The 14,180-nt window shown below is 44.9% G+C and carries 11 protein-coding genes and 1 pseudogene; 11 read left to right on the top strand and 1 reads right to left on the bottom strand.

The window, feature by feature from the left end; all coding sequences use genetic code 11:
* The first annotated feature begins 17 nt into the window (after nucleotides 1-17).
* Together M3234_RS24605 and M3234_RS24600 are read left to right on the top strand one after the other, a co-directional pair.
* Complete coding sequence (locus M3234_RS24605; RefSeq protein ID WP_262307235.1) at nucleotides 18-2,009, top strand: NAD(P)/FAD-dependent oxidoreductase; 1,992 nt, start codon at nucleotides 18-20, stop codon at nucleotides 2,007-2,009.
* Nucleotides 2,010-2,221: 212 nt separating this feature from the next.
* Nucleotides 2,222-3,390: pseudogene (locus M3234_RS24600) on the top strand (MFS transporter).
* Nucleotides 3,391-3,432: 42 nt separating this feature from the next.
* On the opposite strand, the gene M3234_RS24595 reads toward M3234_RS24600, so the two are convergent.
* Nucleotides 3,433-4,677: an aminopeptidase gene (locus M3234_RS24595; protein ID WP_262307234.1), complete on the bottom strand. Its 1,245-nt coding sequence runs from the start codon at nucleotides 4,675-4,677 to the stop codon at nucleotides 3,433-3,435.
* Between the two features lie 158 nt (nucleotides 4,678-4,835).
* On the opposite strand from M3234_RS24595, the gene M3234_RS24590 reads away from it, so the two are divergent.
* From M3234_RS24590 to M3234_RS24550, 9 genes are all read left to right on the top strand, one after another.
* Entirely contained in the window at nucleotides 4,836-5,336 is a 501-nt protein-coding gene (locus M3234_RS24590; RefSeq protein WP_262307261.1) for an Lrp/AsnC family transcriptional regulator, read from the top strand.
* Between the two features lie 333 nt (nucleotides 5,337-5,669).
* Nucleotides 5,670-6,611 carry a nickel ABC transporter permease gene (nikB, locus tag M3234_RS24585; RefSeq protein ID WP_066321538.1) on the top strand — a complete coding sequence of 314 codons (942 nt, stop codon included), beginning with the start codon at nucleotides 5,670-5,672 and terminating at the stop codon, nucleotides 6,609-6,611.
* Between the two features lie 16 nt (nucleotides 6,612-6,627).
* On the top strand, nucleotides 6,628-7,524 hold the full coding sequence (locus M3234_RS24580; RefSeq protein ID WP_262307233.1) for an ABC transporter permease: 897 nt from the start codon (nucleotides 6,628-6,630) through the stop codon (nucleotides 7,522-7,524).
* 60 nt (nucleotides 7,525-7,584) lie between these two features.
* A complete protein-coding gene (locus M3234_RS24575; RefSeq protein ID WP_262307232.1) occupies nucleotides 7,585-9,144 on the top strand; it encodes an ABC transporter substrate-binding protein in 1,560 nt (519 codons plus the stop codon).
* Nucleotides 9,145-9,153: 9 nt separating this feature from the next.
* Nucleotides 9,154-10,131, top strand: a complete 978-nt coding sequence (locus tag M3234_RS24570) for an ABC transporter ATP-binding protein (RefSeq protein ID WP_262307231.1) — start codon at nucleotides 9,154-9,156, stop codon at nucleotides 10,129-10,131.
* On the top strand, nucleotides 10,131-11,156 hold the full coding sequence (locus tag M3234_RS24565) for an ABC transporter ATP-binding protein (RefSeq protein WP_262307230.1): 1,026 nt from the start codon (nucleotides 10,131-10,133) through the stop codon (nucleotides 11,154-11,156). Before M3234_RS24570 ends, M3234_RS24565 begins: the two co-directional genes overlap by 1 nt.
* Before the next feature lie 105 nt (nucleotides 11,157-11,261).
* The gene (locus M3234_RS24560; RefSeq protein WP_262307229.1) at nucleotides 11,262-12,866 is read left to right on the top strand and encodes a gamma-glutamyltransferase family protein; all 1,605 of its coding nucleotides are present in this window, start codon (nucleotides 11,262-11,264) and stop codon (nucleotides 12,864-12,866) included.
* Nucleotides 12,860-13,471, top strand: a complete 612-nt coding sequence (locus M3234_RS24555; RefSeq protein ID WP_285858660.1) for a chromate transporter — start codon at nucleotides 12,860-12,862, stop codon at nucleotides 13,469-13,471. Before M3234_RS24560 ends, M3234_RS24555 begins: the two co-directional genes overlap by 7 nt.
* On the top strand, nucleotides 13,468-13,998 hold the full coding sequence (locus M3234_RS24550) for a chromate transporter (protein WP_262307228.1): 531 nt from the start codon (nucleotides 13,468-13,470) through the stop codon (nucleotides 13,996-13,998). The genes M3234_RS24555 and M3234_RS24550 overlap by 4 nt, the downstream gene beginning before the upstream one ends.
* Nucleotides 13,999-14,180: the final 182 nt, after the last annotated feature.

Below are 14,180 nucleotides of genomic sequence, written 5' to 3'. Positions count from 1 at the left end.
TAAAAGGAGGATCACAAATGCAATACGAAAACATATTTAGTGAGGGTAAAATAGGCGATTTAACCTTAAAAAACAGAATCGTCATGCCGCCAATGGGAACGAATCTAGCTGGTGTCGAAGGTGAAGTCACGGATCACCTGATTGCCTATTATGAAGAACGGGCGAAGGGCGGTACTGGGTTAATTATTGTTGAATTTACCTGCATCGATTCTGAATACGGAAAAGGGTTTGTTCGGCAATTAAGACTGGACGATGACCGCTTTATTCCAGGAATTTTCCGTCTGGCCAATGCAGTACATAAATATGGGACGAAGATATTTGTCCAAATCCATCATGCGGGTAGACAGTCGAATTCGTCGTTAATCCATGGGAAGCAAATCGTTGCTCCAAGTAGTGTTCCCTGTGCTGCAGTTGGGGAAGAGCCTAGAGAATTGACGACAGCGGAAGTGAAAGAGTTAGTCCATAAATTTGTCCAGTCCGCCGTAAGATGCAAGCGGGCCGGAATGGACGGAGTTGAAGTCCACGGAGCCCATGGTTATTTAGTTAACCAATTCCTCAGCCCTGAGGCAAATTTACGGACGGATGAATACGGGGGATGTTTTGAGAATCGAATGAGATTTCTCGAGGAAATCATTGTCGGCATTAAAGAGGAATGCGGGGAGGATTTCCCTGTTACCGTTCGCCTCAATGTGGATGATTTTACAGAAGGCGGCATTGATTTAGAGCTAGGTAAGGCCATAAGCACATACCTGGAAAACCTGGGAGTAGATGGACTGCATATTAGTTGCGGAACCTATGACTCTATGGAAAAGGTCATTGAATCCCCGCTTTATGAACAAGGCTGGAGAGTCTACCTGGCAGAGGCAATCAAAAAGGAAGTTTCGATTCCGGTGATGACGGTCGGGTCCATTCGCGAACCGCAATTTGTCGAAACCATTTTAGCCGAAGGTAAGGCGGACTTTGTGGCCATTGGCCGAGGATTAATTGCTGACCCTGACTGGGTAAACAAAACAATCGAAGAACGCGAAGGCGAAATTAGAAAATGCATTAACTGTCTCCATTGCATCCATTCCGTTTCGGCTAACCTGCACATTCGCTGTACGATTAATGCCAGAGCAGGCCGAGAGCTGGAGTTTAAGGAACTGCATCCACTTACTTCTAATGAAAACCGCCATGTTGTAATTGTCGGTGGCGGCCCAGGTGGAATGGAAGCGGCAAGAATCTTAACATTAAAAGGATATAACGTAACCCTTTTTGAAAAAGAAAATAAACTTGGCGGGCAATTACACCTTGTAACGGACCCGGTTTATAGAAAGAAAATGACTTGGCATATTGATTACCTCAGCCATGAAATGAAACGTTTGAATGTTGATGTGCGTTTGAATACAGAAGCTGCTGTCGAAGATATCATAGCTTTCAACCCTTATGCCGTTTTGTTGGCCACAGGCGGAAGACCAAGGCTCCCACAGGTGGCGGGTATTGATTTAGACCGTGTATATACCTATGAAGACATAAAATTACGGGAACTCGTATTTTCCAATAATAAAATTACTGTAGTAGGCAGTGGGATGACCTGCCATGGAACGGCACGTCGCCTTGCTGAAGCCGGCAATGATGTCACCTATGTAGAAATTCCGACTAAAGCAAGTAAACGCATTGGAGCTGACACAAGATTAAGACTTCTAGGTAAGCTTCAACAAGCAAATGTGAACATTGTGACGGAACACAAGTTGGAAAAAATCCTGCTCAACAGTGTGATCGTCGAGGACTTGGCTTCAGGGATACAATCAGAACTAGAATCAGAGTATGTGATTGTTGCGATGGGTGTGGAGGCATATAACCCATTAGAGAATCTTTTAAAAGGCTGTATGGAAAATGTGTTTGTATTAGGGGATGCTGCCGGCTACGGTTCTTTGGGTGACGCGACCCGAGAAGGTTTTGAAAAAGCCTATGTCTTTGAATCAATTGTTACGAACTGCAGGGAGAAAAAGGTATTGCAAACAGTTTAGAAACATATATTACTATTATGATTATAAAAAAGTCCGAGAGACAGCAGTTGTTTAAAATACCGCATTGCCTCTTGGGCTTTTTTCTATTTATGTTATGGAAGCAGTGGAAGGCGAAAAAACGAGGTCCCACTACGTCATAAAGGCAGTTTGAGGAAAAACAAATGAAATTATATTAGAATGGTGTTATCGTGGTTATTTGAAGGAGAAAAACTATGAAAAAACGCATGGCATTAGTCATTGTCTTGATGAATCTATTCATTGCCTTTTTGGGGATCGGCCTTGTTATTCCTGTTACCCCTGCGATTATGAATGAATTGCATATATCCGGGTCGGTTGTCGGCTATATGGTTGCCGCCTTTGCGCTAACCCAATTGATTGTGTCGCCGATTGCCGGCCGCTGGACAGACCGATATGGACGAAAAAATATTATTGTCATTGGGCTCGTAATCTTTGGTATCTCGGAATATTTATTTGGAATCGGTAAAACGGTGGAGATCCTGTTCATTTCACGCATGCTTGGCGGCGTCAGTGCGGCCTTTATCATGCCGGGTGTAACGGCCTTTATTGCTGACACGACAACATTGGATGAACGGGCAAAGGCGCTTGGCTATATGTCGGCGGCCATTTCGACCGGTTTTATCATCGGGCCGGGAATTGGCGGCTTTTTGGGTGAAATCGGCCCGCGCCTGCCGTTTTTCTTTGCTGCCGGTCTCGGATTATTCGCGGCCATTTTAACGGTGTTTTTGCTTCGTGAGCCGGAGCGAAGCAGTGTAACCGAACATGTGAAGGGACAAAAAACAGGGTTTCGCAGGATTTTTGCGCCGATGTACTTTATTTCTTTTATGGTGATTTTCCTTACACAGTTTGGCTTATCATCTTTTGAGTCGTTATTTTCCTTGTTTGTCGACCATAAATTCGGCTATACACCAAAGGATATTGCCATCATCATCATGGGCGGCGGAATTTTGGGAGCGATATTTCAAATTATCTTCTTTGCCCCGCTCATGCGTAGGCTGGGGGAAATTGTCTTAATCCGGTATTGTCTTATTTTTTCGACTGCCCTGGTATTTTTAACGACGGTAGTCCATACCTATGTGACGATTCTGCTGGTCACCATTACGGTGTTTGTCGGCTTTGATTTGATGCGTCCGGCGGTAACCACGTATTTATCCAGAATGCCGGCGATGAACAAGGCTTTGTCGGCGGGATGAATTCGATGTTCTCAAGCATCGGTAACGTCATCGGTCCGATTGCTGGCGGGATTTTATTCGATATTAACCTAAATTATCCGTTTTACTTTTCAACAGTATTTTTGGTAATAGGGATTGGAATCACTCTGGCGTGGAAAGACCCCGCTCTTGTGGCAGCTAAGGAGTCCTAAAAAAAGTCCAAGAAACATCGGTCTCTTGGACTTTTTCGCATTTTAGATTGCCCAATCTCCGTTGCGGAAAATTGGAACGATGGTGCCGTCTTGTTTAATGCCGTCGATATTCATCTCGTTAGAGCCAATCATAAAGTCTACATGAACAGTTCCGGTGTTCATCCCGTGCTGCTGCAGCTCTTCCTGGCTCATTTTAGTCCCGCCTTGAATCGTTGTCGGGTAAGCCGAGCCGATAGCCAGGTGGTTGGAGGCATTCTCGTCAAACAGGGTATTAAAGAAAATAATTCCCGATTGTGAAATCGGTGACGGATCTGGTACCAGGGCGACTTCACCAAGGCCTGTTCCGCCTTCGTTATCAAACACTAATTTCTTAATGGCCTCATCGCCTTTTTCCGCAGAAATGTCGACAATTTTTCCATCCTTAAAGTGCACTTCAATTCCTTCAATCAATGTCCCCGCATAGCTTAAAGGCTTCGTGCTCCGGACTACCCCATCCATACGCCGGGTATCAGGGGCCGTGAACACTTCCTCTGTCGGCATGTTGGCAAGGAACTCTTCGCCTTTTGGATTGACGCTGCCGGCGCTGGCCCAAATATGGTTCTTCGGCAGGCCGAGGGTTAAATCTGTGCCGGGTGCTATGTAATGCAGCGCATCAAATTGGATTTCATTTAATTTTTCCGCCTTCTCATCCAATGTTTGTTTGTGCTGATCCCAAGCAGCAATCGGGTCTTCCGCGTAAACACGGCAGGTTTTAAAAATTTGATCCCATAGGGCATCGACCTGTTCTTCGGAAGTGGCTAGGTTCGGGAATACCGTGGCAGCCCAGCCGGCGCCGGCTGCGGCGGCAACTGTCCATTTCAAATCATCATTCTGAGTCGCCTTGCGTTGTGCGTGGAATGCCTTTCCGGCTACCTTTTGGTATTGTGCCACCTTAGCCGAATCGACTTCATTTAACAAACCAGGGTCGCTCGAAAGAATCGACAAACGGCTGACGCGATGATTTAATACATGGTCTTCGGATTCCTGAATTTCATAGTCAGGAATGTTCGTCAATACCTCGAGGGGTTGATTTAAGTAATGCTCTTTTGTGATTTCGTCATCGGACCATTTGACAATGACCTTCTCAGCCCCCAGGGCATAAGCCTCTTTTGTGATTAGCCGGGCTAATGGCGCCTGATCGACGTTAATTGTCATCTTCACCCAATCCCCGGGTTGAACATTAATTCCTTTCGCCACTAACAGCTTTGCGTATTTGTGTAAGTTCTCTTCAAAATTAGGCAGCACCATTTCTGTCCCTCCAAAAATTAAGTTTCAATCTTATAGTAGCATAGTTGATTGAAAAAGATGCAACGGGGAGCGTAGGTAAGTTGATCTTCACAACGAAAGAAAAAGCGGTATTCTACAAACGATTTGTCGACAATAATGCGAATTTTATTACATTTTATATGAACTTCCCATATAATACTATTAATTGGGAGAAATCGAAAGGTGGTTTATATATATTGGATCAATTCGATAAAAGAATATTGGAATTATTAGTCGACAATGGCAGGCTATCGTACGTTGATATCGGAAAGGAACTGGGGGTATCCAGGGTTGCCGTAAGGGAAAGAGTCGCTAAATTAATCGATGATGGCGTTATCGAGCAATTTACCATCGTCATTAATAGCAGCAAGGCAGGAAAAGGGGTTTCTGCTTTCTTTGAAATTGATTGTGAGCCTGGTTCCCTTGTAAAAGTGGCAGAGGCATTGGCAGAAAATCCAAATGTGGCGAGCTGCTATCAAATGACAGGACCTTCCACCTTGCATACCCACGTCCTGGTTGATGACTTCGGGGCCTTAGAAAGATTTATCAATGAGGAGTTATACGTATTGGATGGAATTACAAGAGTGGAGAGTCATATTTTATTAAGGCGATTTAAAAGCCGAAGAGGGCTGAAACTATAATCTGCAGCAAGGAACTCATCGTTATGATGAGTTTTTTTTGTGCATGAAGGAAAGATACCCGCGAATAATTGGTTTTACAAAACGGAAATGTAAGCGTTCTAGATTTTTGATTCAAAAATAAAGCACTTTTCCGGAAAATGTCGACATTTCGGAAGGTTCATTGGGTAAATAAAACCAAAAAGTTATTGAAATTTGAAAAATTTTTAAAAAAATGAGTGTTTTTTGTAGATTTTTAAAATGAAAAGGATTATAATCACTTTTATATTATTCAGAACATTAAGTAATCAAAAATTAAAAATTGATTAACAAATGTCGTAAGGAGGAGGGTGCATAGTGATTTCAATGATTGTCCGCAGGTTCTTTCAGTTAATATTCCTCTTGTTTGGAATATCGTTTTTGGTTTTCTCATCCATGTATCTCGCTCCCGGGGACCCCGCAGCGATGGTTGGAGGACCTACAGCTACAGCGTCTGATTTGGAAGCAATTCGAGACAATTTGGGCTTGAATGATCCTTTCTTGGTCCAATACGGAAGTTACTTGGCTAATATTGCCCAGGGGGATTTTGGTTTTTCCTACCAAACCCGCCAGCCTGTTGCTGAAGCAATCGCTGTTCGCTTTCCAAACACTTTGAAATTGGCAGTCGCCAGTATGATTGTTGCGGTAATCATCGGGATATTCGCCGGTCTGATTTCAGCTCTTAGACATAACAGCTGGCTGGATGTAACCTCCACTACGTTTGCATTGGCAGGGATTTCAATTCCAAACTTTTGGCTGGGGGCATTGTTGATTTTAGTTTTTTCCGTCAATCTTCAGTGGCTGCCTGTAGCGGGATTATCAAATTCCTGGTTTACCGTTGAAGGGATGAAAGAAATGATCCTTCCGGCTATTACGTTAGGAACAAGTTCCGCCGCGATGATTGCCCGAATGGTAAGGTCATCGATGCTGGAGGTTGTCAGGGCGGATTTTGTCAGAACGGCCAGAGCAAAAGGGGTAAAAGAACGAAATGTCATTTGGATTCACACCTTAAAAAATGCGATGATTCCGGTTATCACCGTGATCGGCCTTAATTTTGGAGGGCTCTTGGGCGGAACCATCATTACCGAGAAGGTTTTCGCCATTAACGGGGTGGGCCGGTTGATGATTGATGCAATCGCGGCACGTGACTTTCCAATGGTGCAAGGATCCGTCCTGTTGGTGGCCACCTTGTTTGTACTAGTGAATTTAGTTGTTGACATTGTCTATACCTATATTGATCCAAGAATCAAATATCAATAAGAAAGGAGGGGGCACGATGGCGGAAACAGCAACAGTGGCGGCGGCCAATGTGAAAAAAGCACCAAGTAAAGAAAAAACGTATCAGGTCGTTGCAAAACGATTATTGAAAAACAAACTGGCGGTGATTGGCTTAATTATTATCGTCCTGCAAATTGGCATGGCCATTTTTGCACCGCTAATTACCTCCTATGATCCGGTAAAACAAAATTTAGATGCAAGTGAATTGCCGGTGTTTAGCGAGGGACATTGGCTGGGTACCGATAACTATGGCCGCGACGTATGGAGCAGAATTGTTTTTGGGGCCCGCATCTCATTGGTAGTTGGAATTGTCGCGGTTACCCTGGGCCTGTTAGGAGGCGTGACCCTAGGTTTGCTTGGCGGCTACTATAAAAAATTAGATGGCGTGATTATGAGAATAGTAGATTTGCTGTTCTCTTTCCCTGGCATCCTTCTAGCAATGCTGATTATTGCCATTTTAGGTACAAGCCTGATCAATGTCGCAATCGCGATTAGCATCTGGTCGATTCCGTCATGTGCGAGAATTGTCAGAGGCTCCGTTCTTTCCATTAAGGAAAAGGAATACATCATGGCGATGAAATCACTCGGTGCCTCAGATTTTCGAATTATGGTCAAGCATATCTTGCCAAATGCCTTTGCGCCAATCATCGTATTTGCGACGATGAGGATGGCAACCGCGATTCTTTCAACAGCATCGCTAAGTTATCTTGGCTTGGGGGCGCAGCCGCCGACACCCGAATGGGGTGCGATGATTTCACAAGGGCAGGCCTTCATGTGGAGCTCGCCGCACTTAACGGTCGTACCTGGTATCGCCATTATGCTGACAGTATTTGCTTTTAACGTTGTCGGCGATGGATTGCGCGATGCAATCGATCCAAATATGGATATTCAATAAGAAAAGCTACAAGCGCCTAGGCGCTGGAGCTGGACAAATAAAAACGAGGGGGAAATAATTATGAAGAAAAATTTGCTGTTGTTATTCACCATTATCACGGCGCTACTACTTGCGGCCTGTGGCGGAGGCTCAGCTTCCAAATCAAGCAATGAAGGAACTGACACTAACAAAGGAAAAGAAAAGAAAGAAGCGATTGAATCGTTTACCTATGCTTCACTTACCGATGCGGTTGGCTTATCTCCAATCATGACGAACGATTCCGCATCATCGAATGTAACCGAACATGTCTATGAAACACTGTTTAAGAGAAATGCAGATAGCAAGATTGAACCATTATTGGCAGAATCCTATGAAAACCCGGATGAAAATACATGGGTTATTAAATTGAAAAAGGGAATTAAGTTCCACGATGGCACAGATTTTAATGCTGAAGCCGTTAAATATACGTTCGATAAACTTCGTGACCCAGCAACTGCTGCACCGCGCGCAAGCTTGATGGCTCCTGTTGATACCATCAATGTCGTTGATGAAAATACAGTTGAAATCAAAACAAAATATCCATATGGACCGTTCTTGGCTGCTTTATCACACTCCAATGCGGCAATTGTAAGCCCAACAGCAGATAAGAAACAAGACTTAATGAAAGAGCCTGTTGGTACCGGACCGTTCAAATTTGTCAGCTGGACTCCTGGTGATCAAGTTGTTTTAGAATCAAATCCTGACTATCGTGACGGTGCTCCTGCCATCAAAAAGCTAGTTTTTAAAGTGGTTCCGGAAGTATCTACAGCGATTTCCATGCTCCAGGCAGGTGAAGTGCAATTTATTGACAGTATTCAGGCAGAGCAATTAAGCCGTGTTGAAGCGTTGAAAAATGTAGGAGTAGAAAAGATTCAAGGAACACCTCAATATTTCTTAACAGTGAATCATTCAAAACCGGAATTTGCTAATCCTGAATTCAAAAAGGCTCTCGCAAGTGCCATTAACCGAGATGCCATTGTGAAAAAATTAAATGGACTGGGCGTAAGAAGCGACAGCGTCATCGGACCAAAAGTATTTGGCCATAAAGATTCTGCCGATAAAGGCGGCACATCTTATAATTTAGAAAAAGCAAAAGAGTTAGTGAAGAAAAACGGCTATGGCGACAAAACCATCAAGCTGTTGGCAGCAAACCGCGGCACCTATCCATTAATGGCTGAACTGGTTCAAGCGCAACTGACGGAAGCTGGCTTTAAAGTAGAAATTGAATCAATGGAATGGGCAGCGTTTCTGGATACAGCACGCGCCGGAAAGTTTGACCTTACGTTCTTAAGCTGGTCGAATGTTACCGGTGATGGTTCCGAATTGTTATATCCTAACTTCCATAGTGCAAACGTCGGTTCTTCCAACATGACCCAATTAAAGGATCCTGAATTGGATAAATTGATTGAGCAATCAAGAACAACAACCGATCAAAAAGTACGGGAAGACTATTTGAATCAAGCCAACGAATTAATGCTGAAGAACGATTCAGTCGTTATTATGTACCATGGTGTTGTCACTGCAGCATTGAATAATGAATTCACAGGCCTTGAACTCTATCCGACTGGAAAATGGGATTTATCGGGCGTTACAAGAAAGTAGGGTTGAAAAATGGGAGAGACATTACTTGAAGTCAAAAACATTGTGACTGAATTCCGCACAGCAGACGGGCAGCTGCCTGCTGTGCGTGATGTCTCCTTTTCTATTAAAAAAGGGGAAACACTCTGCATTGTCGGTGAATCGGGGTGTGGGAAAAGTATCACTTCTCTCTCGGTTATGGGTCTATTGCCAAGCAACGGAAAAATTACTAGCGGTGAAGTCCTGTTTGAGGGGGCGCCGATTCATAACTTGCCGCAGGAAAAAATGCGGCAAATCCGCGGCAATAAAATTTCGATGATCTTCCAAGAGCCAATGACGGCGTTAAATCCTGTGTTGACAATCGGCTACCAAATTCGCGAGCCGTTAATGCTCCATCATAACCTGTCAAAGAGCGAAGCAACGAAACAAGGGATTGAGCTTTTAAAACAGGTCGGAATTCCCTATCCGGAAAAAAGAATGAATCAATATCCTCATGAGTTGAGCGGCGGGATGCGCCAGCGGGTAATGATTGCCATTGCTTTATCTTGTAATCCCGGACTGTTAATTGCCGATGAACCTACAACCGCCCTTGATGTTACCATTCAGGCACAAATCTTGGATTTGATTAACGATTTGAAAGAAAAATATAACATGGGTGTCATGTTAATTACCCACGATATGGGTGTTGTCGCTGAGGTGGCCGATCGTGTCATGGTCATGTATGCGGGCAAGAAGGTAGAAGAAGGAAGTGTGGAGGAAATCTTCAATAATCCGAAACATCCGTATACGATCGGACTGTTAAATTCAGTTCCTAATGTTGATGACCCTGACTTTGAACTAGAACCTATCCCTGGATCGCTGCCAAGCTTACATGAGCAGATTTCCGGCTGCCGCTTTCATGACAGATGCAAATTTGCGACAGACCGCTGCCGAACGAAAGAACCACAGGCAGCAAACGTCTCTGGCACACATAAGGTCAGCTGCTGGCTAATTGAGGAGGAGGTGCACTGATGGCCGTTTCAACAGAACAAATCGCTTCAAGCAAGAAGACAGAACCAAAGGTGCTCCTGGAACTTCAAGGTATTAAAAAATATTTCCCTATTAAAGGAGGAATCCTCCAGCGGAAACAAAGCGACGTCAAAGCAGTCGAAAATGTTTCCTTACAGCTTTATGAAGGCGAGAGTTTAGGGGTTGTAGGCGAATCCGGCTGCGGTAAATCCACTCTGGGGAGAGCCATTTTGGGATTGGAAGAATTAACAGCCGGAAAAGTGATTTTCCAGGATACGGAAATTCAGGATTTAAAGAGAAAAGAAAAGTTGAAATTTGTGAAGCAGATGCAAATGATTTTTCAGGATCCGTTTGCCTCATTAAATCCACGCCAGCGAATTGGTCACGCGCTTGAAGAGGTATTCACAATGCATACCAATATGTCGGCCAAGGAAAAACGGGAAACGGTCATTAGCCTATTGGAGGAAGTAGGCTTAAAAGAGGAGCATTTTTATAAATACCCTCATGAGTTTAGCGGCGGCCAGCGGCAGCGAATTGGCATTGCCCGTGCCATCGCCCTTCATCCTTCGTTTGTCATCTGTGATGAAGCCGTTTCCGCCCTTGACGTTTCCGTGCAGGCGCAAGTTTTAAAACTACTAAAATCCTTGCAGCAAAAATATAACCTTTCCTATCTATTTATCTCGCATGATTTAGGGGTTGTCCGCTACTTTTGCGATCGGGTTTTGGTTATGTATCTCGGGAATACGGTCGAGTTGGCTTCCGTAGGGGACCTATTTGAGCGGCCGTTGCATCCTTACACCCAGGCGCTGCTATCAGCCATTCCAAGACCCTCCGTCAATCGAAACCGGACCAGGGTTCGATTGCAGGGAGATCTGCCAAATCCGGCAAATCCCCCAAGCGGCTGTCCATTTCATACAAGATGCCCGATCGCAACTGACCGGTGTTCAGCAGAAAAACCGGAGTGGAAGGAATACGAACCGAATCATTTTGCTGCCTGCCATTTCGCCGGACAGTCCATACATCAATAAAATTCATCCTCCTACCTACTAAGTAGGGGGAATCTTGCTTTTCAGCAAATCGTAGACTAACACAAGAACTCTAACGGAATCCGAGAGTGTCGAGGAGGAAGACAAATGGATTATTTATATCACCCTTTTGCGTCAAAACGCCATACTGTTTTTGCCAAAAAAGGCATGGTCGCCACATCACAGCCATTGGCTGCTCAAGCAGGGCTTGAGATCTTGCAAAAGGGAGGAAATGCCATAGATGCAGCAATTGCAACTGCGGCTGCCCTGACTGTAGTGGAGCCGACCTCAAATGGAATTGGCGGAGATGCATTTGCTTTAGTTTGGGTAAAGGATGAATTATTTGGATTGAATTCATCTGGACCTGCACCCCAATCCATTTCTGTTGAAGCGTTAAAAAAATTAGGGCATGAGAAAATGCCTATTCATGGCGTCATCCCGGTAACAGTACCTGGTGTTCCCGCCGCATGGGCCGCATTATCAAAACGATTTGGCAAATTATCTTTGCTGGAGGCGCTCCAGCCTGCCATCCGTTATGCAGAGGAAGGATACCCGCTCACCCCGATTTTAGGGAAGTATTGGAAGCTCGCCTATAATAAATTTAAGGCGAACTTCACGACAGAAGAGTTCGAAGCGTGGTTTGAAACCTTCGCACCGGGGGGGGAAGCGCCTGAGATTGGCGAAGTCTGGAAGTCTCCGGATCATGCAGCAACTTTAAAGTCAATTGGCGAAAGTGAAGCACGTTCATTTTATGAAGGAGAGCTTGCCGAAAAAATCGATGCCTTCATGAAAAAGCACAATGGCTACCTTTCTAAATCCGATTTAAGCAAATATGAGCCAAAATGGGTAACGCCGATTTCAACGAATTACAGGGGGTATGATGTTTGGGAAATTCCGCCAAATGGCCAAGGAATGGTTGCCTTAATGGCACTGAATATTTTCGAAAAATTGTCTCCTCCTGCCTGGCAGAGCGCGGAAACGCTCCATCAGCAAATCGAAGCGATGAAACTGGCGTTTACCGATGGTCAAGCGTTCATCACAGAACCGGAAGATATGCCGATTTTGGCAGAGGTATTGCTGTCTGACGAGTTTGCCGAAGAGCGCAGCAAAGTGATTACCGATACAGCCTCTGACCCTGTTCCATATGAACTTCCTAAAGGCGGTACCGTTTATTTGGCGGCTGCGGACGAGGAAGGAAATATGGTGTCGTTTATTCAAAGTAATTATATGGGGTTTGGTTCTGGGATTGTCATTCCTGGCACGGGAATTGCCTTGCAGAATCGCGGCGCTGACTTCTCCCTCGATGAGTCGCATCCAAATGTACTAAAACCAGGGAAAAGAACGTATCATACCATTATACCGGGATTTTTAACAAAGGATGGCCAAGCGGTTGGTCCATTCGGGGTAATGGGAGGTTACATGCAGCCACAAGGACATTTTCAGGTGATTACAAATACGATTGATTATTTATTGAATCCACAGGCGGCATTAGACATGCCGAGATGGCAGTGGATGAAGGGAAAATCGGTTCACGTTGAACCGGAATTTCCTAACTATTTAGTCCAGGCGCTAGCCCGCAAAGGTCATGAAGTACATGTAACTCCAGAAGGGGGAAGCTTCGGGCGTGGTCAAATTATCTGGAGAGACAATAAAACAGGTGTGCTTCAGGGTGGCACGGAATCACGGACGGACGGAGCTATCGCGGCTTGGTAAATGCACTAGCGAAGGAAAAAACGTCTGATTCTTCATCCAATCCACGCCCGTATTGGAGAAGAAATTGGGATGTGATCGCAGCGTTTTTTCGCGTTGGCATGTTAGGTTTTGGCGGGGGACCATCCTCCATTCCACTTGTCCATCAAGAAGCAGTAAAGAAATATAAGTGGATGACAGAAGAGGAATTCGCGGATACCCTGGCGATTGCGAATACTATGCCTGGTCCCATTGCGACAAAAATGGGTGGCTATATTGGATATCGGGTTTGCGGTGTTATGGGCTGTATTGGTGCCCTGCTGGCGACTGTGGCCCCAACGGCATTGATGATGATTTTCTTGCTGCAATTATTGCAGAAATACAAAGATGTGCCTTGGGTTCAGCATATGTCGATGTCGGTCGTACCAGTGGTGGCGGTCATGTTGGCTACCATGACCTGGGATTTCACCAAGAAGTCGGGAAAAACACTTGGCTGGACAAAAGGAATTGCCATCATTATTGGGTCTCTCATTTTAACGGAAGGCTTCCAAGTACACCCGGCCATTCTGATTTTAGTCTTGATCATTTACGTATTTTTGCCTTTTGGAAATAGGAGGTCCGACTCATGATTTACTGGCAGATTTTCATGGCCTTCTTTATTCCGGGGATATTAGGATATGGCGGCGGGCCTGCCTCGATCCCATTAATTGAAAATGAAGTGGTCGGGAACTATGGCTGGATGTCAAGACAGGAATTCAGTGAAGTGCTGGCGGTAGGCAATTCTTTGCCTGGCCCTATCGCTACAAAACTGGCTGCCTATATTGGTTACACAGAAGGCGGTGTCATCGGAAGCTTGGTTGCGCTGTTTGCCTCCGTTGCCCCGTCCATCATTCTGATGCTCGTCTTGATGGCGGTATTGTTGAAATATAAGGACAAACCGCAGGTCAAAAACATCTCCAGCATTGTACGGCCAATCATCGCCGTTCTGCTTGGCGTCATGACATACCAATTTGCCAAGGACTCTTTCATCGGCCTCGGTCCCGTCTACACAATTGTCCTATTGATCGGAAGTTATTTGATGCTGGAAAAACTCAAGTGGCACCCGGCGCTCGTCATCGTCATTGCCTTGGCGGTCGGCGCTGTTACGGGGATTTGATATTCTCGAGATACTGTAGCGGGGGAAATGTCTATTTTATGAAGAAAACGGTTTAGGGGAGCGAAACCCTTCAAAATGATCCACCTTTATGTGATAATAAAGGTGGATATATTTTTTGATAGAAATAATTGTGCATGTTTAGGTGGAGTCTGTCGCTGTGGGATTAGTATGCCCTTGTGTGG

The sequence above is a fragment of the Neobacillus niacini genome (genome assembly GCF_023715785.1).
GTDB lineage: Bacteria > Bacillota > Bacilli > Bacillales > Cytobacillaceae > Neobacillus > Neobacillus niacini_E.
Note: the sequence above shows the minus strand (reverse complement) of the source record. Positions and strands in the feature narration are given on the sequence as shown.